19 protein-coding genes are annotated in these 21,942 nt (G+C 66.3%); 11 read left to right on the top strand and 8 right to left on the bottom strand.

What is annotated here, in order from left to right; translation table 11 throughout:
* Positions 1 to 61: 61 nt before the first annotated feature.
* Entirely contained in the window at positions 62 to 787 is a 726-nt protein-coding gene (locus GBA63_RS01430; protein WP_166179702.1) for an amino acid ABC transporter ATP-binding protein, read from the top strand.
* 47 nt (positions 788 to 834) lie between these two features.
* Here GBA63_RS01430 and GBA63_RS01425 read toward each other — a convergent pair whose 3' ends face one another.
* On the bottom strand, positions 835 to 1,635 hold the full coding sequence (locus GBA63_RS01425; RefSeq protein ID WP_207957012.1) for an ankyrin repeat domain-containing protein: 801 nt from the start codon (positions 1,633 to 1,635) through the stop codon (positions 835 to 837).
* Positions 1,636 to 1,738: 103 nt separating this feature from the next.
* Between GBA63_RS01425 and GBA63_RS01420 the strand changes: the two genes are divergently transcribed.
* Positions 1,739 to 2,797, top strand: coding sequence for a pyridoxal phosphate-dependent aminotransferase (locus GBA63_RS01420; protein WP_166172798.1), 1,059 nt, complete (start codon positions 1,739 to 1,741; stop codon positions 2,795 to 2,797).
* Between the two features lie 174 nt (positions 2,798 to 2,971).
* Here the strand turns inward: GBA63_RS01420 and GBA63_RS01415 are convergent, their stop codons facing one another.
* The 3 genes from GBA63_RS01415 to GBA63_RS01405 form a co-directional block, all read right to left on the bottom strand.
* Complete coding sequence (locus tag GBA63_RS01415; RefSeq protein ID WP_166172796.1) at positions 2,972 to 3,427, bottom strand: universal stress protein; 456 nt, start codon at positions 3,425 to 3,427, stop codon at positions 2,972 to 2,974.
* Positions 3,424 to 4,854, bottom strand: a complete 1,431-nt coding sequence (locus GBA63_RS01410; protein ID WP_166172794.1) for an APC family permease — start codon at positions 4,852 to 4,854, stop codon at positions 3,424 to 3,426. Before GBA63_RS01410 ends, GBA63_RS01415 begins: the two co-directional genes overlap by 4 nt.
* A 79-nt stretch (positions 4,855 to 4,933) precedes the next feature.
* Positions 4,934 to 6,223 (bottom strand): ArgE/DapE family deacylase, encoded by a 1,290-nt coding sequence (locus GBA63_RS01405; RefSeq protein WP_166172792.1) that lies wholly within the window; start codon positions 6,221 to 6,223, stop codon positions 4,934 to 4,936.
* A 191-nt stretch (positions 6,224 to 6,414) separates the two neighbouring features.
* Between GBA63_RS01405 and GBA63_RS01400 the strand changes: the two genes are divergently transcribed.
* From GBA63_RS01400 to murJ, 4 genes are all read left to right on the top strand, one after another.
* The gene (locus GBA63_RS01400) at positions 6,415 to 7,215 is read left to right on the top strand and encodes a basic amino acid ABC transporter substrate-binding protein (protein ID WP_166172790.1); all 801 of its coding nucleotides are present in this window, start codon (positions 6,415 to 6,417) and stop codon (positions 7,213 to 7,215) included.
* Between the two features lie 18 nt (positions 7,216 to 7,233).
* The gene (locus GBA63_RS01395) at positions 7,234 to 7,956 is read left to right on the top strand and encodes an amino acid ABC transporter permease (RefSeq protein ID WP_207957011.1); all 723 of its coding nucleotides are present in this window, start codon (positions 7,234 to 7,236) and stop codon (positions 7,954 to 7,956) included.
* A 132-nt stretch (positions 7,957 to 8,088) separates the two neighbouring features.
* Complete coding sequence (locus tag GBA63_RS01390; RefSeq protein ID WP_166172788.1) at positions 8,089 to 8,916, top strand: basic amino acid ABC transporter substrate-binding protein; 828 nt, start codon at positions 8,089 to 8,091, stop codon at positions 8,914 to 8,916.
* A 264-nt stretch (positions 8,917 to 9,180) separates the two neighbouring features.
* Positions 9,181 to 10,761, top strand: coding sequence for a murein biosynthesis integral membrane protein MurJ (murJ, locus tag GBA63_RS01385; protein WP_166172786.1), 1,581 nt, complete (start codon positions 9,181 to 9,183; stop codon positions 10,759 to 10,761).
* A 269-nt stretch (positions 10,762 to 11,030) separates the two neighbouring features.
* On the opposite strand, the gene GBA63_RS01380 is transcribed toward murJ, so the two are convergent.
* Both GBA63_RS01380 and GBA63_RS01375 read right to left on the bottom strand, forming a co-directional pair.
* Positions 11,031 to 12,530, bottom strand: a complete 1,500-nt coding sequence (locus tag GBA63_RS01380; protein WP_166172784.1) for a serine hydrolase — start codon at positions 12,528 to 12,530, stop codon at positions 11,031 to 11,033.
* A 44-nt stretch (positions 12,531 to 12,574) separates the two neighbouring features.
* Positions 12,575 to 14,044: a VanW family protein gene (locus GBA63_RS01375; protein WP_166172782.1), complete on the bottom strand. Its 1,470-nt coding sequence runs from the start codon at positions 14,042 to 14,044 to the stop codon at positions 12,575 to 12,577.
* A gap of 325 nt (positions 14,045 to 14,369) precedes the next feature.
* Between GBA63_RS01375 and GBA63_RS01370 the strand changes: the two genes are divergently transcribed.
* The 4 genes from GBA63_RS01370 to GBA63_RS01355 are packed head-to-tail and all read left to right on the top strand — an operon-like array spanning position 14,370 to position 18,736.
* Positions 14,370 to 15,572: a GNAT family N-acetyltransferase gene (locus GBA63_RS01370; RefSeq protein WP_166172780.1), complete on the top strand. Its 1,203-nt coding sequence runs from the start codon at positions 14,370 to 14,372 to the stop codon at positions 15,570 to 15,572.
* An 11-nt stretch (positions 15,573 to 15,583) separates the two neighbouring features.
* Positions 15,584 to 15,835, top strand: coding sequence for an acyl carrier protein (locus GBA63_RS01365; protein ID WP_166172778.1), 252 nt, complete (start codon positions 15,584 to 15,586; stop codon positions 15,833 to 15,835).
* Positions 15,835 to 17,421, top strand: a complete 1,587-nt coding sequence (locus GBA63_RS01360; RefSeq protein ID WP_166172776.1) for an AMP-binding protein — start codon at positions 15,835 to 15,837, stop codon at positions 17,419 to 17,421. Before GBA63_RS01365 ends, GBA63_RS01360 begins: the two co-directional genes overlap by 1 nt.
* Positions 17,402 to 18,736 (top strand): type III PLP-dependent enzyme, encoded by a 1,335-nt coding sequence (locus tag GBA63_RS01355; protein WP_166172774.1) that lies wholly within the window; start codon positions 17,402 to 17,404, stop codon positions 18,734 to 18,736. Before GBA63_RS01360 ends, GBA63_RS01355 begins: the two co-directional genes overlap by 20 nt.
* Before the next feature lie 77 nt (positions 18,737 to 18,813).
* On the opposite strand, the gene GBA63_RS01350 is transcribed toward GBA63_RS01355, so the two are convergent.
* Positions 18,814 to 20,622, bottom strand: a complete 1,809-nt coding sequence (locus GBA63_RS01350; protein WP_166172772.1) for a peptidoglycan binding domain-containing protein — start codon at positions 20,620 to 20,622, stop codon at positions 18,814 to 18,816.
* A 247-nt stretch (positions 20,623 to 20,869) separates the two neighbouring features.
* A complete protein-coding gene (locus GBA63_RS01345; RefSeq protein ID WP_166172770.1) occupies positions 20,870 to 21,229 on the bottom strand; it encodes a cupredoxin domain-containing protein in 360 nt (119 codons plus the stop codon).
* Between the two features lie 143 nt (positions 21,230 to 21,372).
* Here GBA63_RS01345 and GBA63_RS01340 point away from each other — a divergent pair, with 143 nt between their 5' ends.
* Entirely contained in the window at positions 21,373 to 21,888 is a 516-nt protein-coding gene (locus GBA63_RS01340; protein WP_166172768.1) for a hypothetical protein, read from the top strand.
* Positions 21,889 to 21,942: the final 54 nt, after the last annotated feature.

Below are 21,942 nucleotides of genomic sequence, written 5' to 3'. Positions count from 1 at the left end.
AATCGGGGTGCTATGCTATTCTACACCGCACGTTTAACGGGTTTCGGGAGAGAGATTGGGCATCATAGAGTTCCGCGGGGTGGACAAGTTCTTCGGCGACTTCCAGGTCCTCACGGACGTGGATTTCACCGTCGAGGAAGGCGAGGTCGTCGTCGTGATCGGGCCCAGCGGGTCGGGCAAGAGCACGCTGCTGCGGTGCATAAACGGCCTCGAAGAGGTCTCCTCCGGCGAGCTTGAGGTGGACGGCTTCCCGGTCCACGACAAGAAGGTGGACATCAACAAGCTGCGCTCGGAGATAGGCATGGTCTTCCAGCAGTTCAACCTCTACCCGCACATGACCGTCTCCCAGAACATAAAGCTCGCCCCCCTGCGCGTCAAGAACGTCTCCAAACAGGAGGCCGACGAGCGCTGTTCCAGGCTGCTGGCGCGGGTGGGCATCCCGGAGCAGGCGGACAAGTACCCCGAGAGCCTGTCCGGCGGGCAGCAGCAGCGGGTGGCGATAGCCAGGGGGCTCGCGATGGAACCCAGGATCATGCTCTTCGACGAACCCACGAGCGCGCTGGACCCCGAGATGATTAACGAGGTGTTGGAGGCGATGGCAGACCTCGCCCGCGGCGGCATGACGATGGTGGTCGTCACCCACGAGATGGGCTTCGCCCGCCGCGTCGCCGACAAGGTGGTCTTCATGGACGAGGGCCGCATAATCGAGGTGGGCACCCCGGACGACTTCTTCGACAACCCGAAGAACGAGCGCACGAAGCGCTTTCTGAACCAGATAGTGCACTAGCCGGTCAGCCGGTCAGCACGCTGCGCGTGCTGACCGGCTGACCGGCTCTATTCCGCGCCGGCTCTTTCGAGGACCTTTTCTATCTCCGTGTAGCCGTTCTGCCTGGCGTGTTGGAGGGGGGTTACTCCGTTTCCGTCGGGGAGGTTTGGGTCGGCGTTGCCTTTCTGGATAAGGAGCCGGACTACCTCGGCGTGGGAGGGACCGCCGTCGCCGAGGATTATGGCTTCGAGGAGGGCGGTCCATTCGAGGTTGTTTACGTGGTCTACGTCTATGTTCGTCTGGAGGAGGCGGTCGATGATCTTCGGGTAGCCACGTTCGGCGGCGCGGATGAGGCCGGTCCCGTTGTAGGAGTCGAGGCTCCTTACGTCGGCGCCGTTTTTGAGGGTGAGATCCAGCAGGCGCGGGTCGTCGCCGACCTCGCTGGTCGAGATGAGGTACGCGCTCTGGACGGTCTCGTCTTTGGCGTTGACGTCGGCGCCTGCGTCTACGAGGATCCCGGCGGCCTCCAGGTGGTTGCCGTAGGCCGCCGCGACGAGCGGGGTTCTCCCGGTCTCGTCTCTGGCCTCGACGCTGGCGCCCCGTTGCAGGAGGCGACTCACGGACCGCGCGTCCCCGCGTCCGGCCGCGGAGACGAGGGCCGCCCCCAGGTCTTCGTTCACGGTGGCCTCCCCGCCCATGGTCGTTCTGTTTTCCGCCGCCGTCTTTGCGGGTGCGGTCGTTGCCACTTCTGAGGCGGAGGTGTTTGGAGGTTCGGGGTTGGCGTTCTCGCCGGTGCTCGCGCCGCAGGAGATCGTTGCGAGGAGGGCCAGGATGGGGATCAGGGGGACCAGGCGCAGGAGGTTCTTCATCTTGCGGGACAGTGTAATTCGGAACGACGCCCGGCGTTGCGGTTTGGGTTGCGGGAGGCTATCTTTGCCTGGCATTCGAAGTACGCCAGGGATCGGAGTCAACTTGAAGACGAGGTCGGTTCTCGAGGGTATTGGCCCGTACAACCCGCCGCGGCTGCGGGAGGAGATCTCGGTAGACTACGGCTCCGAGGAGTACGTGAAGCTGACGATGAACGAGCTCTCCTTCGGCCCCCTGCCGGAGGCCCGCGCCGCGATAATCGAGACCCTCTCCCGCGCCGGGCGCTACCCCGACCGCGACGCGACGCCCCTGCGCGAGGCCATAGCCCATGCCCACCCTGGTATCTCCGTCGGAAACATCGTCGTGGGCAACGGCTCCAGCGAGACGCTCGTGGACCTCATGCAGATCCTGGACAGGCCAGGCGAGGTCGTCATCCCCTGGCCCTCGTTCCCTTTCTACGTCTCATCAGCCCGCGTGGTCGGGCTAGACGCGAAGAAGGTGCCCCTGGACGACCATCACAGGGCCGACCTCGACGCGATGCTCGCCGCCGTCACGCGGGAGACGCGGGCCGTGATCCTGTGCAACCCGAACAACCCGAGCGGGACGTACCTTCCCCTGTCCGAGGTGCGCCGCTTCGCGGATGCGTTGCCGGAAGACGTGCTCCTGATCCTGGACGAGGCCTACTACGAGTTCGTTGACGACCCGCTGTACTCGGGCTCCCACGACCTGGTGCTGGAGTCCGACAACGTCGTCTCGACCCGCACTTTCTCCAAGGTCCACGGCCTCGCCGGTTTCAGGGTCGGCTATGCTCTCGCCCCGGAGCGGCTAGCCGACCTCGTCTGGCGGGTACACGTTCCCTTCTCCGTGAACCAGGCGGGGCAGGCGGCGGCGACGGCCTCCCTCGGCCAGCCGGGGGCCATAGCGGAACGCTCGCGGCAGATGAAACGCGAGCGGGAGCGGGTGCAGGACGCGTTCGAGACGGCTGGCCTGGAGTACGTCCCGTCCCACACCAACTTCGTCATGGTCGGCGCGAAGCCTCAGCTCTTCGAGAAGACCGGCGTGCTCGTGCGGGAGGGCGAGGCCCTGGGTTATCCGGTCGGGTGGAGCAGGGTCACGATCGGGGGTCCCGAGGAGAACGACCGGCTGCTCGGAGCGCTGGCGTAGCCAGCGCTACGCCCTACGGGCTCCGCTTGTCAGCTTGTCAGCACTTCAGCCGGTCAGCACTTCAGCTTTTTGGCTGACAGGCTGAGAGCGAGGCCTGCGGAGCAGGCCGATGCGTGCTGAGAGCGGAGCCCGTAGGGCGTAGCGTGCTGACTAGCTGCCCGAAGGGCGGCGTGCTCAACGCATGACGAGCACGGGGCAGGGGGCGTGGTGGAGGACGCGGTAGGCGACGCTGCCGAGGACTATTGCCTCCATCGCGCCCTTGCCGCGGCCACCTATGACTATGAGGTCGGCTTCGAGCTCGTCCGCGGCGCGCACGATCTGGTCCGCCGGCATGCCGGCGCGGACGGTCGTCTCCACGTTCGGGGTCATGTCCCGCAACTCCAGGGCCACCCGGTCGACGGCCTCCCTGGCCGCCCGCTGGAACGAGTATCCCGTCGGGTCTACCTGGGCCTGCTGGGCGGCGTGCTCCTCCTCCCCGAAGTCGCTGGCGAAGGGGACGGCGGCAAGGGGACGGACCACCGCTATTATGGTGATCTTCTCCACCGAGGCAGGGTCGAGGAGGTCCCGCAGGTACCTGGCCGCTTTGAGCGACTGCTCCGAGCCGTCGGTGGCGACGAGTGCGTGGGTCATGCTCCTCCTCCGCGGTTGCGTGACGAATCAAGCCTGCGTTTTGCCAGGTTGTTCACGAAGTAGAGCCCGACCCCTATCAGCAGCATCACCAAACACACCACGACCACGCTCTCCCTGAGGCCGGTGTCGCCCGAGGCGAGGCCCTGAATGTCGGTTATCAGGACGTAGAGCAAGAGGGCCACGTTCACCGCCACCCCGAGGGCGAGTATCGCCGTCGGCGCCGTGTAGTGCTCCTGGGGGACGCGGTCGCGGCGCAGGACCAGCGCGCACAGGCACACCAGCGCGAAGACCGCCAGGAGAAACGCCACGGTGGCGCTCGCCAGCGTGTTGACGCCCTCCTCCCCGACGCCGACGATCAGGACCAGCGCGATGATCGTGGTGAAGACGATGGCGACCCAGGGCGTGCGCCGCGACAGGTGGGTGCGGGCGAAGATGCGCGGGACCACGCCCTCGCGCGCCATGCCGTACATGATCCTCGAGTTCGTTATCAGGGCGACGAGGCAGGTGTTCGTTATCGCGATGCACGCGATGATCGCGAACAGCCAGCCCGGGAAGGCCGGGAAGCCCTGCCGCACCACCTCCAGCAGCGCAACCTCCGAGCCGGCGAGCTGGCCGGTGGAGACCACCATCGAGGCGATAAACGCGATGACCAGGTAAATAATCCCCGCCGACGCCATGCCGCCCAAGAGCGCGCGCGGGTAGACCCTGCTCGGGTTCTGGACCTCCTCGGCCACGTTCGCCGCGTTCTCGAAGCCGGTCATCGCGAAGAATGCGAGCGTGGCGCCCGCCAGCGCCAGTATCGCGGGGTTGCCCCCCTCGTTGAACTCGAAGGGCCTCCCCAGGTCCGCGCCGCCGGTCAAAAACACGACGATCCCGACCCCGAGCACCAGCGCTAGACCCGCGATCTCGGTGACGCTCATGGCGAGGTTCAGTTTTACGGACTCCGAGATGCCGCGGAAATTGATGAAGGCAAGCAACACGACGAAGACGAGGGCCGCCAGAAGCAGCGGCACGCTCAACAGCGACACCAGAAGCTCCAGAAAGTACCCGCTGAACGCCAGCGCCAAAGCGCCCGTGGCGGCCAGGCTCGCGGCCACCGTGCAGAACGCCACCAGGAAGGTAAAAAAGCGGTTGTTGAAAGCCCGGCCGGTGTACATGGCCGCCCCCGCCGCGTGGGGGTACTTGGTGATCAACTCGGCGTAGGCGAAGCCCGTGAGCATCGCGGCGGCCACACCGACGACGAACGAGGTCCAGAACGCGCCGCCGACGTTGGCGGCCATCACCCCGATCAGGGCGTAGATGCCACTCCCGAGCACGTCCCCGAGAACGTAAAAAAAGAGCAGCGGCGCGCTGATCGCGCGTACCAACTCCTCCTGTTGCTCCACGGCACTCGGGGCAACGGTGGGTTGCGCGCCCGGCGTCTCCAAAAGCGTTCCCCTCTCTTGTTGTCGATAATTTGCAGCAAAGGCTACAGGATGTGAATTGTATGGACCGGCCGCGCCCCGGTCAAATAGCCCGCCGGGCGACGCCGCACCAGTCGGAGATCAACAACGCCACCGTCTTCGTCGCGGTAACGAGGTCGGGGACGCTTATGTGCTCGTCCGGCGCGTGGGCGTCCCGCACGTCGCCCGCGCCGTACATCACGCACGGCGTCCCCCCGAACCGGATGAAGAGCCGCATATCCGCCCCGTACGATACGCCCTCCACGGTGGGATCTTCCCCGGCCGCAAGGACGTGAGCCCGCTTCACGGCCTCGCAGATGGGCGCGTCCTGCGGCACCTCGGAGGGCGCGAATTGGCCGCCGAACCACTCGAGAACGGGGGGATGCTCGCGCAGCCACGGGTCCCTGTTGGCGACGTCGGAGAGGAGTTCGAGAACTTGCTCCTTGAACGTCTCGACCTCTTCGCCGGGGATCAGGCCGGCCCTCCCCTCCGCCACGAGCCCCTCCGGCACGGTCGAGGCCCAGTTTCCCGCCCGCACGACGCCTATGTTTATGGGCGCCTTGTTCTCCAGGTGGTCGTAGAGCGGGTGGGAAAGCGACGAGTTCCGCTCCCGCTCCAGCCCCCTCAAGGCCTCGAAGAGCGGCACGAATTTTTCGAGCGCGGAGACTCCCTCGTCGCGGACGGCGGCGTGGGCCGAACGGCCGGGGACGGTGAGGCGGAAGACCAGAGAGCCCCCCTGGGCGGGCACGAGCCGCAACCGGGTGGGCTCGGTTATCAGGGCGGCGTCGGCCCGGTAGCCCCGGAGCACGGCGGAGAGGGCGCCGAGCCCCCCGTTCTCCTCCCCCACCGTCGCCGCCACCGTGACGTCGCCCATCAGCTCGACGCCCGCGGCCTCCAGGGCGTCGAGCGCGGCCAGGTGGGTGACGAGGCCGCCCTTCATGTCGCAGGAGCCCCGGCCGTAGATCCTGTCGCCGACGAGCTCGCCGCCGAGCGGGTCGTGACCCCAGGCTTCCGGGTCCCCGGGCACCACCGTATCCATGTGGGCGTTCAGCAGCAGGGACCGGCCTCCTCCCCGCCCGCGGCGCACCCCGGCCACGTTCTGGCGGCCTTCGTAACATTCCTGCTCCCCGACGTGGTCGCGGTAGGGTTCGACCTCTTCGGGCCTCGCCTCCCACACGTCCACCTCCAGGCCGCGCCCGCGGAAGGCGTGCTCCACCTTCTCCTGGACGGCCCCCTCCTCGCCCGTCGTCGATGGGACGCGGACCAGTTCCTGCAGGAGGCGCACGGCGTCGTCGCGGCGGGCCTCGACTTCCCGGTTCACGGCGTCTATGAGTTTCGGGTCCAGGTTATCCATCGGGTACCCCCAGGGATCGGATCGGCCCCCGGCACCGTAGCACGCTCGCCCTTCGCCGGCCAACGTAACCGCCCCGCGCTTGACCAGGGAACGCCGCGAAACTATATTGGCTTCATATCGGTTCGATGAACGGTCGGTTTTCGGGACCACGCCATTCGGGGGTCCCGCCGGATACGGAGAAGGGCGTTTCTATGGTGAAGAGTTTATTCGGGAGGGTCCTCCCTCTTTTCGTTCTAGCTGCGGTGTTGTCCCTGGCTGTTGCCGCCTGCGGCGGTGGCGGCGGCGGTAGCCAGGGCGGGGGCGAGGACGTCACGGTCGCGTCGGACATCGCCTACCCGCCGTTCGAGTCCGAGAAGGATGGCGAGCCGGTGGGCTTCGACATAGACCTGCTGGACGAGATCGGTAAGCGGGCCGGCTTCACGCCCGAGTACCAGAACGTCACCTTCGACGGCATCATAAACGGTTTGCGCAACAACCAGTACGATATGGCGATCTCCGCCATGACCATCACGCCCGAGCGGGCGGAGCGCATAGACTTCTCCGACCCGTACTTCAACGCCGACCAGTCCCTGCTCGTGCCCAGCGATTCCGACATAGGGTCCGTGGACGAGATCGGGGACGCCACCGTCGGCGTCCAGATCGGGACGACCGGCGAGATCAAGGCGAACGAGTTCAAGGACCGGGGCGACATTACCGGCGAGGTCCGCACCTTCGACACCATCGAGGACGCCTTCGCCGCGCTCAACAACGGGCAGATAGACGCCATCATCAACGACCTACCCGTCTCCCAGGACGAGGTCAACGGCTCGGACGGGGCCCTCGAGATCGTGCAGGTCATCCCGACCGGCGAGCAGTACGGCATAGCCTTCCCCAAGGATTCCGACCTGCGCCAGGACGTCAACGAGGCGCTCCAAGAGATCAAGGACGACGGCACCTACGAGGAGATCTACAAGAAGTGGATCGGCCGCGCCCCCAAAGAGATCCCCGAGTAGAGCTTAGGAGGTAGCGCGGTGCCTTTCGAGTGGCCCGTGGAGTTCGACCCGAGCCGCTTCAGCCCCTCGAACGTCCAGGAGCAGTACCTGGACTTCGGGGTGATCTTCGACAACTTCGACACCCTGCTGCAGGCTTTCTTCGTGACCATCGTGCTCGCGCTCTGCGCGGAGCTTCTGGGGATAGTCCTCGGCCTCGTGCTCGCGCTGATGAAGATTGGCCGCTCGAAGCTTCTGTCGGCCCCGGCCCAGGTCTACATAGACGTCTTCCGGGGGACGCCGCTGTTGGTCCAGATTATCTTCATCTACTTCGCCACGCCCAACATCGGCATCCGCATCGAGAGCCTGTTCTTCGCCGGCCTCGTGGCGCTCACCCTCAACAGCGCGGCATACGTCGCGGAGATATTCCGCTCCGGCATCCAGAGCATAGATAAGGGACAGATGGAGGCAGGCCGGGCCTCGGGCCTGACCTACGCCCAGACCATGCGCCACATCATCGTCCCGCAGGCTTTCCGCCGCGTCATTCCTCCCCTGACCAACGAGTTCGTGATGCTCATAAAGGACACTTCCATAGTCTCGGTAATAGGGCTCGAAGAGCTGCTGCGCTCGGCGCGGGTGCTCCAGTCGGCGACGGCCAACGCAACGCCGCTGGTGGCGGCGGCGCTCTTCTATCTGGCTATTTGCCTGCCCCTGATCTACCTGGCGAACGGCCTCGAGCGGCGCCTGAACCGCCGCGTGGCGTAGCGGAGGGCGCCCGTCGAGTATCTTGACCTCGTGGGTCCTGATGAATAGTATTGCGTCCAGGAGACGCCACACCCGGCCCGCCCGCACGACGGGAGGAACCCCCGGGTCGCAGACGCGGGAGGAAAGCTCAGGGTGACAGGGTGGTTGGTGAGGCTCTTCGCGGCGATGCTCGTCCTGGGCGCCTCGTTTGCGGCCGGATGCAGCGCCGGGGACGACGCGTCTTCCCCGGCCGACGTCGTGCGGCAGGAGGAGACCACCAGCCCGGCGCTTGCCGACGGAAAGATAGTCGTCGCCTCGAACGTCGCCTACCCGCCCTTCGAGTTCGCCCCGCGCACGGGGCCCAAGGGCTTCGACATAGACCTGATGAACGAGATAGCCGACCGGATGGACCTCGAGGTCCAGTACAGGGACGTCCAGTTCGACAGCCTCTTGCGGGGCCTCAGCTCGGAGTTGTTCGACGCGGTGATCTCCGGGATGACCATAACCGAGACCCGCCGCCAGCAGGTTGACTTCTCCGATCCCTACTACAACGTGCAGGAGGCGCTGGTGGTCCGGGCAGGCTCCGGGATAGAGTCCACGGGCGACCTGGAAGAAGAGGTTCTGGGGGTTCAGCCCGGTACGATGGGGCAGGCGGAAGCAGGGGAACTCCTGAACGCCGGCGACGTCGAAGAGGTCCGCACCTTCGACACCATCGAGGACGCCTTCGCCGCGCTCGAGAACGAGGTCATCGACGGCGTCATCTACGACCTGCCGGCCGCCCAGGAGAAGGTCGACGAGTCCAACGGAGAGCTTGAGCTCGTGGAGACCATCCCGACGGGCGAACAGTACGGCATAGCCCTGCCGAAAGAGAGCCCCCTCGTCGAACCCGTCAACCAGGCCCTGGCCGAGATAAAAGAAGACGGCACCTACGAGGAGATCTACAAGAAGTGGATCGGCCGCGCCCCGGAAGAGATACCGTAGAGAGCTTGCCGGCACGCTCCGGCTGCGCCTCCGCTTTCGGCACGCTTCGGACCTTCGGCCCTCGCTCTCAGCTTGTCAGCCAGTCGTCCGGACTCGCCACGCCACCCGTCAACAGAATCGTCGCGAATGACGCTGCCCGCTCGGCCCCTGCGCGGCAGGAAGCTGACGGGCTGAGAGCGAGGGCCGCAAAGCAGGCCGAAGCGTGCTGAGAGCGAAGCCCCTGGGGCGGAGCGCGCTGAAAGCTAGCGAAGCCAGCGTGCTCCCATGACCGGCGTTCTGCGGTCGATGCTCTCGATCTCCGCGGCGACCGTGCTCTCGCGGGCTACGGGGTACGTGCGCATCGCGGCGCAGGGCGCGGTTCTTGGCACGGCCGTGGTGGCGGACGCCTACGCCCTCGCGGTGCTCCTGCCGAGCCTGATCTACGAGCTCTTTCTGGGCGGCATCCTGTACTCGATCTTCATCCCGGTCCTGGTCGACCGCATCACGGGCCACGGCGAGGAGGACGCCCGCCGCCTGACAAACGCCCTGATCACGCTGGTAATGCCGCTGATGGCGCTTCTGGCCCTCCTGGGCGTCGTCTTTGCCGGCCCGCTCGTGGCGCTGGTCGTGGGCCTGAGCCCTTCCGCGAACATCTCACCCGCCGACGCCAGGGAGACCACGGAGCTCGCCGTGTTCTTTTTCCGCGTCTTCGCCGTGCAGATGCTCTTCTACGGCGTTACCACCATCGCGACCGGGGTGCTCCAGGCCCACCGGCGCTTCTTTCTACCCACCTTCGCCCCCGTGCTCAACAACCTGATCATCATAGGTTCCTTCGCGGCCTACATCCTCCTGGAGGACGACAACCAGAGCCTGGCCCTCTACGTCCTCGCCTTCGGGGTGACTGTAGGCGTCGCGGTGATGGCGCTCGCCCTGGTGCCGACGCTGCTCGCCCTCGGTTACAGGCCACGCCCGCAACTCGGACACCCGGCCCTGCTTCCGACCGCGAAGCTCGCCGGGCCGATGGTGGTGCTCGTGGCCGCCTCGGTGGCGTTCCAGCTTCTGGCGGCCAGCCTCGCGACCGGCTTCAGCCGGTACGCGGAACTCACCTACGCGTTCACGATATTCTCCCTGCCCTACGGCATCTTCGTCGTCGCCATAGCGACGGCCCTGATGCCGGAGCTCTCCGAAAAGCACTCCCGCGAGGACGTCGAAGGCTACAGGGAGACGCTCTCCTTCGGCCTCAGGACGATGACCTTCGTGGTGGTGCCTTCCACGGTCGGCCTGATCGTGCTCGCGAAGCCCATCGTCGGCATCCTCTACCAGCGCGGCGAGTGGGGGGCGCAGGACACCAGAATCGTCGCCGGCCTGCTCGTCGCCTACGCGGTCGGCCTCTTGGGATACTCCGCGTACTTCTTCCTCGTCCGGGCCTTCTACTCCCGCCAGAACACGATGACCCCCGCCCTCCTGAACGTCGGCATCCTCGTCGCCTACGCGGCCCTCGCCTACGGGCTCTCCCACCTCTTCGAGGCCGTGGGCGTCGTGCTGGCCCTCTCCATCGCCTACGCCTTGCTCGCGATCCTCGCCCTCATCACGACCCGGCGCGAGATAGGCCGGATCGACGGCCGCCGCACCCTCATCTCCCTCACCAAGATCCTGGCCGCAGGAACGGTCATGTATGCGGTGGCCCTTGCGGGCACGACCCTCCTGGGCACCGGCACCGACTTCACCGAACGCCTACTGATCCTCACGACCGTGGGAACCGTCTCCCTGGCCGCCTACCTCGCCACCGCCTTCCTGCTCCGCACGGAAGAGCTGAAGTCCGTGGCAGAGCTTCTCAGGCGGCGCGCCGGCCCTTCGGGCAGCTAGTCAGCGCGCTCCGGCTTCGCCTCCGCTTTCAGCCCGCTTTGGGTCCGCTCCGCGGCCCCTCGCTCTCAGCTTGTCAGCTTTCAGCCGTGCGGGGCGCAACCGGGCTGCGCCATGCGGGGCGGTTCGGATGTCGAGATGCGCGGCGAGTCCGGACGACTTGGCTGAGAGCCTCCGAAGGAGGCGTGCTGAGAGCGAGGCCTGCGGAGCAGGCCGACGCGCCGTCAGGCGCCGGGCTGACAAGCTCGCGAAGCGAGCGTGCTCGCAGACGCCTACGGCGCCTGCGACTCCCAGGTCGTTCTCGAGAGGTCTTCTATTAGCACGGCGCCCTCGTCGACCGTGGCGGAGCCGTGTTTGCTGAGGATGGCGATGGCATAGCGGTTGCCTTCGTGCTCGACTATGCCGACGTCGCCGTAGACCTGGTAGAGCCAGCCCGCCTTGTTGGCGGCGTCCACGTCGGCGGGGAGGCCGGCGTCGAGCCACCAGTCGAGCTCGTTGGTGCGCATCAGGTCTTTCATGTACCCGCAGCTCTTCTCGCTGGCGGCCTCGTCGTCGGCTATCTTCTGCATCATGGTCGCCATGTCGCGGGGGGTGGTCCTGTTGTCGAGGGCGGGGACGGCGCCCCGCTCGCTGCTCACCTTCTGGTAGAGGAGGGTGTCCTTGGCCCCGAGGGACTCGGCCACGTCGTTGACGTGGTCCTTGCCGCCGACCATGCGTACGAGGGCGTTGGTAGCGACGTTGTCGGATTGGGTCATCATCAGGAGCAAGAGGTCTCCGACCGTCTGCTTCGTGCCCGCCTTCTCCCACTGCAGCCAGCCGGCGCCCGCGGCCCAGTCCTCCTCCTTCAGCTCGACTTCCTGGGAGAAGCTCAGGTCCCCCTTCTCGACCTTCCGGTAGACGGCGACCATGACGGGGACCTTGATGATCGAGGCAGAGAAGAACGTCTCGTCTGCGCGCACCCCGTAGCCGAAGTCCCCTTCGAGGTCCCGCACGTAGACGCCCGCGACCCCGTCGTAGCCCTTTACCCGGTCCTCCAACTTTCCGACCACCTCATCGACGCGCTCCTGCTCGTCTTCCGGCACGTCGTCGGTCGTCGTCTCGGCCGGGGGCTTCTCGGCGGGATCGAGGTCGGGCAGGCCGCCGATCTCCTCCCGCTTGGGCTCTGGCACCTCGGCGGCGAAGAGGTTCTCCTCGTAGAGGTAGTCGAGCAGGTCTTTGGGGACGCCGGCGAGCGGGACGACGTCGTTGTCCGGGTAGTCTGGCTCGTCCGCCCTTATCGACTTCTCGGCCCGCCAGAGGTCCCCCTCCTTGTGCGAGAAGACGACGAAGTCCTTGTTCTCGCCCTCCGGCGAGAACCTGACGGAGGCCCAGGAAGGGTCCATCCTGCTCCTGTACACGCCCGCGACGTTCCCCTCTTTCACCCCGGGAAACTCGGGGGCGACGGCGACGAAGGCCGCGGCCTCGGGCGTCTTCTGCTCGGGGTCGGGGGCGGGTTCCTCGGGCGGGGATTGCTCCTCTTTACCCTCCGCGCGTGGACCTTCTTTGCCGGGTCCGGGGGCGGGCTCCTCCTGCCGGGGCTCCTGGCGGGACCCGTCGTCCGAGAGCGGGGAGAGGCCCGCGGAGGAGGTCCCGCCGGACAACTGGCCCGCCAGGAACACGCCGCCGACGACGGCCACCAGGAGGGCGGCCAGGACGCCGAGGCGAACCCTGCGCCGGCGGCGGCGCGCCTCGGAGCGCGAGACGAACATTTTTTTGCGCTGAAAGAAGTTCAAGGGTGCCCTACTCTCGGGTGTCCGACCCTGGCCCGTCCACCGCGTTACTCGGGGACTTCGGCCCAGCCGGTGGTGTTGCCCGGGTCGTTCCAGCCGGCCACCCGCGGGGCCGAGGTGTCGTAGTGAGGCCCGTCCTCGGGCGGGGGCGGGTTGTACGAGTAGGTGTAGGTGTGGATCATGTCGTCGTAGATAACCTCGCCGTTCTCGGTGACCTTCTTGTACGTGTCCCACCGGATACCGCGGGTGGTGTCCTCGAAGATCTTCTCCGTCGTCATCTCGACCTTCTTGCCGGTCGGTTGGCCGAGGATCTGGGCGTTCAGGAAGCCCTCGCCGTCCACCCACTCGCGGATGAGGATGGGGGCCTCCGTCGAGTTCCTGAACTTCATGTCTTGCACGCCGTAGCCGTACTCGTCCCCGAACCACACCGTCGCGTCGAAGCCCGGCTTGATGTATGGCAGGACCGCGTAGTGCGGGTGGCGCTCCTCGATGTCGAGCCCGGCGTACTGGGCCGCCATGTAAAGCGTTGATGAGACCTGGCAGAGCCCGCCCCCGTTGTCGATGCCGACGCCGCCGTTGGAGAAGGTCTTCGCCTCCTTGTAGTCGAGCTGCGCTGCCAACTCGTTGAAGGAGAAGACCTCGCCGGGCTTGACGACCGTGTTGTCCACGGCGCCGGCCGCGAGCTTCATGTTCTCTTTCCGGTTCGGATTCGAGTCCCAGCGAAAGTCCGTCTGGTATTCGCCTATGACCTCTTCGGGCTTGCTCTTCTGGATCTCGGCGGTGGTGATCTCGGGCTTAGGTGCCGTGCCCTCTGCCAGCGGCACCCGGCCGCTCATGTTCTGGAGCGCCCCTTCGAGGTTCGCGAGGGTCGCCTTCTCGTCGAGCACCCGCCCGTCCTTCGCCTCCTGGACCTCGACCTTGCCGCCGTCGGTGACGGTGAAGGTCGCGTCTTTAGGCTCCCGATTGAAGCCCTCGGCGATCCCGCCGAGGGTCTCGTTCGCGGCCCTCTCGTCGTAGCCGGCCTTCAGGTCGACCTGCGTCCCGCCCAGGTACGAGCCGAAGAAGTCGGAGATCCTCTGAAAAGGGCCGCCGCTGCGCCCGATGGAGTAAGCCTCCTCCACGGCCGCGTCGGCGTTCACCTCTACGCCGAGCCTGTCGGCGCCGACCGAGACGGCGTCGGGGCCTTCTCCGAAGGAGATCTCCTGGAAGGTCTCCGATGCGTTGCGCTCCACGGCGGCCCGGGCCTCGTCCTTGCTCATCCCGCCGACGTTGACGTCCCCGATCCGGACGCCGCGCTGGATGCCGCCGTCCCCCGAGGCGAGGTCTACCGCCGCGAAACCGAGCAGGAGAACGCCCGCTACGACGGCGACGACGGCCAGCCCGCGCCTGCGGGCGTAGTTACGCGACTTGCGGCTGCGCGACTTGCGGCTGCGCGGCGACCCGCCGTTGGCCTGCGGCCGATCGCGGCCCGACCTCCGGGCGGCCCGCGGCCCGCCTTCCTTGCTTATCTCCTTCAAACGTCCGCCCCTCCTACAGTGCGACCCGCGCCGCCTTATCGTTGACCAGCAGCGGCGCGCAGGCGCTAATTATCGGGGCAACCAGCCGAACCTTCAAGTTTCGGAGGAAAACTGGTTCGACGGACGCCTCCGGCACCGCTCGTACGACCTGAACCTCCTCTTTTGGATTTTGCGTGCCTGCTCCTTTACACTCTGGTCTTTGAGTCCTGCCATCCGGCAGGGAGTCGATGAAATAACAGAAGAAGGGTCGTGCGGCCGTGGCGGAAAAAACACGAGAGAGCGGGGGGGCGTCCTCCGGGTATCCCGGCTTCTCGGGGCCGCGACCATGAAGAAGGTGGTCGTCAAGCCGATGGACGGTCCCGGGCTCGAGGAGGGCGTGGGCAAACTGCGCATCCGCGCCTTCCCCTTCTTTCCCGAGACCAGGGACACCGCCTTCTACGCCGACGTCTACCGCTGGTTCGAGAGCCACCCGCTGGCCGACGAGGTGCACAGGTGGGTCGCGCTCGACGGGGACAAAGTGGTAGGGCACCTGGCGGCGACGCCCCAGTACTACAGGGTAGACGGGCAGAGGGTGGTCGCCCACACGCCGGGCGACTACATGGTGGACGAGGGGTACGGCTTCCAGGCACTCTCCCTCATGCGCAACTTTTTCCGGACCACCGAGAACTGCGTGGTCTGCGACATGGTCCCTGCGGTCATCGAGATAGAGACCAAGCTCGGGGCCAAGGTCGCGGGTGAGATGAACTACGCGGCGAAGCTCTTGAACGTCTCCAGGCTCCCCATGCCGCCGGTTCCGGGTCCGATCCGGCGCGCCCTCAACCTCCCCGATAGCTTCGCCCCGTCCCGCGGCTTTACGGACCGCCCCGGCGTCGAGACCGAGGAGGCCGACGAATACGTGGCCCCGCCCGCGCCGCGACCCAGGGCCCCGCTGCCCGGCCCGCTCAAGAACCTCCTGAACCGCGGCCTCGGGGCCGTGGACGAGGCCCTGGGCAGAAACTTCGGCGGCGACCTGCGGGCGGAGGTGCTCGACGGGTTCGACGAGTCTTTCGACGACCTCTTCGAGAGGGTGGCGGCCGTGGTCCCCTGCGTCGCGGAGAAAGACTCGTCTTTTCTGAGGTGGCGGTACGGCCCGGGCTCCCCCCAGGCGCCGGTGACCGTGCTCGGCGTCCGCTCCGGCGGCAGGCTGCTCGGGTACGCCGTGCTCAGGGCCGCTTCCAAGGGGCAGGACGGGTACGTGCTCGACCTCGTGGCGCTGCCGGGGCGGCGGGACGTGACGCGGGCGCTGCTGCGGGGAATCGTGCGGCACTTCAGGGATGAGGGGGCCCAGATCATCCGCTACAGGTACCTCGACTCCCCCACTTCGGCGCGGTCGGGCGACCTCACGCGCCTGGGCTTCTTCTCCCGCAGGGGGAGACGCAACAACCTTCTGGTCAAGTTCAAGGACGGCGACCAGCACCGGATGGCGCTCGATCTTACCAACTGGTCGTATAACATCGGCGACGGCGAAGCGAGCTTCTGGCTCAGATAAGGAGATACGTTATGGTTGCAAACAACACAGACGCACGGGCCGCGATACGCGGCTGGCTGCAGGAGAACGTGACGGGCGGGCGCGACGTCGCCAACGACGAGCCCCTCATAGAGAACGGCGTCATGACCTCGCTCCAGACGGTGGAGCTCGTCACCTTCCTCGAAGACGAGTTCGGCATCATGATCGAGGACGACGAGTTCGACGAGGAGAACTTCGGCTCCGTCGACGCCATCGCCACCCTGGTGGAGGGCAAGGCAGCCTGATGCCCCGCCCGGAATTCACCCTCCACGACCTCCTCCACAACTCCGTAGAACGCGACCCGCAGAGAGCGGCGGTCGTCGACGGCGACGCGGAATACTCCTACGAGGATCTCGAACGCGAGAGCAGCTCTTTGGGTGCCGCCCTCGTCGAGGCCGGGGTAAACAAGGGCGACAGGGTGGGCGTGCTCGTCGAGAAGTCGTGGGAGGCCATAGTCTCGATGCTGGCGGCCTCCCGCATCGGGGCGGCCTACGTAAACGTCAACCCGCTCTTCAAGGCGCCCCAGATCGAGTACCTGGCCCAAGACTGCGACATCCGCGTCATGATCGGGGACACCCCGAAGCTCGACGAACTTCAACCGAAAACGGTCGAGACCGCATTCTACAGGGGCGAAAAGCCCGAAGGGGCCGCCGCGAAGTCCTACGTGGACGTCGCCGAAGCGCTCAAGGGCGGCGGCCTGAAAGAGGACCGCACCGTCTCCGAGATCGACCTCGGAACCATCCTGTACACGTCCGGCTCGACGGGGATGCCGAAGGGCGTGGCGACGAGCCAGCGCAACGTGACGGTGGGGGCACAGATCGTCTCCTCTTACCTGGAGAATACTCCGGACGACCGCATCCTCTCGGCGCTTCCCTTGAATTTCGACGCCGGGATGAGCCAGTTCACGACGTCGCTCAGGTCCGGGGCGACGCTTTATCTGCTCCGGTCCAGGCTGCCGGGGGATCTGCTCAAGGCGTTGCGCCGGCACGAGATCACGGGTGTGACGGGCGTCCCGCCGCTGTGGGCGCTGCTGCTGCGCGGCGCGAAGTCCCTGCGGGAGAACCCGATGACCCACCTGCGATACGTCGCCAACACCGGCGGACGCATCCCGCAGGCCAACCTGGACGAGATGAGGAACCTGCTCGAACCGGCGGGGACCAAGATCTACCTGATGTACGGCCTCACGGAGGCGTTCCGCTCGACCTACCTCGACCCCGCGGAGATCCACCGCTCCTCTCCCGAGCAGGGCAACTGCATCGGCAAGGCGATCCCGAACTCCGAGATCATGGTAATAACCAAAGAGGGCAAAGAGGCAGCCCCCGGCGAACCGGGCGAACTCGTCCACCGCGGTCCCACCGTCGCGATGGGCTACTGGGGCAACGAGGAGGCCACCCAGAAGGCCTACCGCCCGAACCCGCTCGCCCCGCCGGAGTTGCTGGACGTGGAGCGGGTCGTCTATTCGGGCGACACGGTGACGCGGGACGAGGAAGGGTACCTTTACTTCCTCGGTCGCGAGGACGCCATGATAAAGAACCAGGGCTACCGCCTGAGCCCCGAGGAGGTCGAGAACCTCCTTATAGCCTCGGGCCTCGTCAACGAGGCGTGCGCCTTCGGGGTGGAGAACCCGGCGGTCGGGCAGGACGTTATAGCCGTGATCTCCTTGAGGAACACAACGGGCGACGGGGCGCTCGACTCCATCCGGGAGTACGCCATAAAGAACGGCCCGCCGTACATGATCCCGAAGGAGATAATCGTCAGGGACGAGCTCCCGAAGACGGGTTCAGGCAAGATAGACCGCAAGGGGATCAGCAGTGCTTACACAAACGGATAAGGCAAACGACCTGGCGAACCGCTTCGGCAACTCCGCCACCGAGGGCGGCGAGTTCGCCCCCGGCGGCATACCCGTCTCGGAGATAGCGAAAGAGTACGGATCGCCGTTCTACCTCTACCACGCAGACATGATCTCCGACCGCGTCCGCCGCGTCCGCGAAGCCCTCGGCACCGAGGTCGCCTACTCACTCAAGGCGAACCCGAACCTCGCCGTCTGCTCGCTGATAGCGCAGGCCGGCGCGGGCGGGGAGGTCGCCTCTTCCGGGGAGCTTATAGTGGCGCGGGCCGCGGGCTTCGCGCCCGAGGACATAGTCTTCGCGGGGCCGGCCAAGACGGACGAGGAGCTGAGGATGTCCGTGGATGAGGGCATCCACGCCGTCAACGTCGAGTCGCTCGGCGAGATAGAGCGGTTGGCCGCCATCGCGGAGGAGGCCGGGAAGACCATAGGCGTCGGGATCAGAATAAACCCGACGGCCCAGCTCATGGGTAGCGGGATGCGCATGGGCGGCACGGTCGGCCAGTTCGGCATCGACCAAGCCGACCTCGCCGAAGCCGTCGAAAAAGTCCTCTCCCACGAGAGCCTCGTCATGCGCGGCGTCCACGTCTACACGGCCACCCAGGTCTTCGAGGTCGACCCCCTGCTCGAGCACTGCCGCAACATCTTCGATATAGCACTGGAGGCGGCGGACCACGCCGGCCACGCTTTGGAGATGATCGACTTCGGCGGCGGCTTCGGCGTCCCCTACTTCGAGAAGACCAGCGAGTTCGACCTAGACCGCTTCGGCGAGGGACTCAAGGAGATCGTCTCTGGCTACCGCTCGGACTCCCGCCTGGAAGGCTGCCGCTTCCTCTTCGAGCTAGGCCGCTACCTGGTCGCCGACGCGGGCGTCTACGTCACCCGCGTCGTCGACGTGAAGGAGACCCGCGGCAAGACCTTCGCCGTCACCGACGGCGGCATGAACCACCACCTCACCGCCACGGGCAACATGGGCCAGGTCTTCCGCAAGGCCTACCCCATTCTGAACCTCACCCGCACGGACGGCGCCGTCCCGGAGGAGGGCGTCGCCGTCGCGGGCCCCTGCTGCACCCCGCTCGACTCCTTCGGCAACAACATCCCCCTCGCCGCCCCCGAGGTCGGCGACCTGATAGGCGTCTTCTACAGCGGCGCCTACGGCTACTCCGCCTCCAACCTCGGCTTCCTAAGCCACCCCTCCCCCGCAGAGGTGCTCCTCCACAACGGCGAGGCACTCCTGCTCCGCGCTGGCGGCAAACCGGAAGACGTGCTCAACGGACAGAAGGCGCTTACGAGGAGCTAGTCAGCAAGAGCTTCGACGCGAAGAGAGGCCCCCGGTTATAAAACCGGGGGCCTCTTGTTAACGGGGCGAAACGCTGACTATTCCGCCGCTATGTTCGGTCCCAGGTAGCTACCGTCCACTTCGGCGGTCGGGACCTGATCGGCCGGTATCTTCTTGCCCTTCTCGTCGTACAGAGCGCTGTACAAGCTGTTCCAGCTATCCTCGTACTCAACCTCACCGTTCTTGTACCTCGTGTAGTACGTGACCCACTCGGCGCCGTCCGCGTTTTCCCAGACCGGCTTGGACGACATCTCCACCTCTATGTTGTTCGGGACGCCGTAGACGTTGGCGTACATGTAGCCGTCGCCTGAGACGTACTCTTCGATGAGCACGTAACCATCGGTGTTGTTCTTGAACTGCATGTCCGTGTCGTCGGCCGTCGTCGTCGTATCGCCGTACCAGATCGTCGCGTCCATCCCGGGCCGGATGTAGGGCAGGACCGAGTCGTGGGGCTCGCGCTTCGTCACCGGCAGGCCGGCGTAGAGGACCGCGTTGTAGAGGGTGGAGGTAACCTGGCAGAGGCCACCGCCCTCGGCCGTCTGCGTCCCGCTCTCCACGATAACGTGCGCGGCATTGTACCTGGCGTCCTGGACGTGCTCGACCATGGAGAAGGTCTCGCCGGGGGCGACGAAGGTGCCGTTGACCTCATTAGCGGCGATTTCCAGGTTCTCCGCCCGCTCGGCGCCCTGGTCTGAGGTCGCCATGTAGTCGGTCTTGTAGGAGCCGAGAAGCTCGGTCGGCTTCTTGGCTTCTAGGCCCGCGGTCGTGTACTTGGGCTTGTCCACGGTGGTGTTCACCTGGTACTCGCGCTTGCCCTCGAAGATGTTGTTCTCGACCGAGTCGAGCAGGTTCTCCCACTCGATCGTCCGGCCCTCACGGCTGGGTAGGACTATCACGTCCCCGTTGTCGTCGAAGTCGTAGGAGGCGTTCTTTGGCTTTACGGCGAGGTCGGAGTAGACGGGGGCCAGGCGGTCGCTCATGCGATCGCGGTTGAGGCTTACGGAGATCTTGCCGTCGTTCGGCGCGACGTCGAGGCTCGAGCCGATGTCGGCCGGGGAGACGGTCCAGTTCTGGTCCTCGTGCTCGAAGACCAGCTGCTCGGAGACGGCGCCGCGGGCCTTCTCCGCGGCCGTCTCGGCCTCGGCGGTGGTGATGTCGGGCCCGAGCACGTCACCCTTTATCTTCGCCTCGCCGGTCATGCCGTCGATCGCCCCGTCCACGCTCGTCATGGTGTCCTCGACGTTTAGCCTGTAGCCCTCCTGGGACTGGGCGACCTCGACCTCTGAGCCCACGACCTTGACCGTGGCGTCCTGCGGCTGGGCGTTGACCTGGGAGGCTATCTCCTCGACCTCGGTTTGCACGTTGTCGGAGCGGTAGCTTATGTTCGGGTCTATGGTGATGCCGGGGAATGCGGCGCGCAGCCGCTCGGAGAGGCGTTCGAGGACGTTTCCGTCGCGGCCCACGGCGTAGGCTTTGTCGACGGTGGAGTCGATGTGGAAGTTCACGCCGAGCTCTTCGGCGGACCGGGAGAACCGGTCGGGGCCGCTGAGCTCGATGTCCTGCAGCGGGCCCATCGCCCGCTCCCTCACCACTTCCCGCGCCTCGGCGGGCTCCATGCCGCCCAAAGAGACGTTGCCGACCTCGACCCCGCGGTGGACCTTGCCCGAGTTCATCCAGAAGTCGGCGGCCACCAGCACGGCGACGAGGGCGCAGATTATGATGATCGGGCCGGCGAAGCCGCGGCGCCGGGAGCGGCGGCTGCCCGTGCTGCCGTAAGCGGGACCGTAGTTGCCGTACCCGTCTCCGCCGGTTCGCCTGTCTCTCTTCTTCCGATTTATGAGGCTCAAGATCCAGTACCCTCCGCGTGCTTTTCTTCGGCACACCCCGACAACACCAGCGTTACGCGCTCCTGGAGAGGTCCCCCCTCTCTCTTCCGCGGCGGAGCCCCGCCGAAGGCGGGCGCTTATCGCCAGAAGAGCCTATCACGGGCCGGGGTGATACGCCACCTTCGGAGGCCCGCTTCTACACCATCGGATGTGCGCCACCGAAGATCCGGCCACCACATCTGGCGAATAAGCCGTCAGCCTTCGGCGGTCAGCTTTCAGCTTCTGGTTCTTCGGCGTCTCCGAGGGTCACGGCGGGGGTTCCGAGGACGCCGCCCTGGCTGCGGATGAACCGGCGCTCGGAGTCGTAAGCCTGGACCATCATCGCCAGCTCCAGCTTCTCGCGCTCGACGGGAAGGGTGCCCGCCTCCTCCTGTTTCGCCAACTCTTCGCCCTCGACGCCCAGAGCGTTTTCGAGGTCGCGGATCCTGCGCCTGACCTTCAGCCGCCCGCCGGGGGTCAGGCGCAGGTAGCTCTTCCCGTCCGGCGCCTCGAACGGGTAGACCCAGGCGCTGCGAAGCCAGAGCTGCAGGATCTCGTTACGTATCTCTTCTTTGCTTTGTAGCTCCATTTGACTCCAAGCCTTCTCTTGTCTCCGAAGATAGTCTAAACGCTTTCGGCTGTCGGCAGTCAGCTTTCGGCTTTCGGCTATTTGCGAGGACTGAACAGTGGTCAGAGAGACTTCGCCGCGTCAGCCGTCGTATGATCTGGTGCATGGACCTTGGTAGAAACGACGCGGCTTCGTTGTGGGAGGCCCTGGCCCGGAGCCTCGGTGGCTCTTTCACGGCCCGCGCCCGCGGCATGGTTTCGCCGGAACTGACCTTGCTCTCGGCTCGGGGCGAGCCTTTCGGCCACATCCGGGCGGACAAGATAGGTGGAACACAGGTTCGGGCCGGCGACCTATCGGCGACGATCGCGCCGGCGTCAGACAGGGGCTATAGGATGACGACGGGGGACGCCGATACGTTGGCCGCCGAGCCCGCCGGCTCCGCGACCGCCCTGCGGCTCAGATCCGGCAACAGCGCCTACGAGGCGAACATCTCACCGCTCCGAAACAGCGCCGTGGCCCGCTCGCACGACGGAGAAGAAACCGTCCGCGTCTCCGGCGGCTTTACGAACCGCCGCTACGTGGCGACCTTCAATCCACAAGCCCCTGGCGCGCTCCCCATCGCCATCTTCCTCCTCCACCACACCTTCAAACTCCGAAGAGAGGCCTACCGAACCACCTGAAAGCGAGGCCTGCGGAGCAGGCCGAAGCGTGCTGACAAGCCGCCAAAGGCGGCG

Source organism: Rubrobacter tropicus (assembly GCF_011492945.1).
Classification (GTDB): Bacteria; Actinomycetota; Rubrobacteria; order Rubrobacterales; family Rubrobacteraceae; genus Rubrobacter_D; species Rubrobacter_D tropicus.
The sequence above is the reverse complement of the archived record's forward strand: the minus strand, read 5'-3'. Positions and strand labels throughout refer to the sequence as shown.

Coding starts and splice junctions, on each gene's coding strand:
- GBA63_RS01405 (WP_166172792.1), bottom strand. CDS start 6,223: ATGGATAACCTGGACCCGAAACTCATAGACGCCGTGAACCGGGAAGTC.
- GBA63_RS01370 (WP_166172780.1), top strand. CDS start 14,370: ATGAAGAAGGTGGTCGTCAAGCCGATGGACGGTCCCGGGCTCGAGGAG.
- GBA63_RS01425 (WP_207957012.1), bottom strand. CDS start 1,635: ATGAAGAACCTCCTGCGCCTGGTCCCCCTGATCCCCATCCTGGCCCTC.
- GBA63_RS01340 (WP_166172768.1), top strand. CDS start 21,373: ATGGACCTTGGTAGAAACGACGCGGCTTCGTTGTGGGAGGCCCTGGCC.
- GBA63_RS01365 (WP_166172778.1), top strand. CDS start 15,584: ATGGTTGCAAACAACACAGACGCACGGGCCGCGATACGCGGCTGGCTG.
- murJ (WP_166172786.1), top strand. CDS start 9,181: ATGACCGGCGTTCTGCGGTCGATGCTCTCGATCTCCGCGGCGACCGTG.
- GBA63_RS01345 (WP_166172770.1), bottom strand. CDS start 21,229: ATGGAGCTACAAAGCAAAGAAGAGATACGTAACGAGATCCTGCAGCTC.
- GBA63_RS01415 (WP_166172796.1), bottom strand. CDS start 3,427: ATGACCCACGCACTCGTCGCCACCGACGGCTCGGAGCAGTCGCTCAAA.
- GBA63_RS01360 (WP_166172776.1), top strand. CDS start 15,835: ATGCCCCGCCCGGAATTCACCCTCCACGACCTCCTCCACAACTCCGTA.
- GBA63_RS01400 (WP_166172790.1), top strand. CDS start 6,415: ATGGTGAAGAGTTTATTCGGGAGGGTCCTCCCTCTTTTCGTTCTAGCT.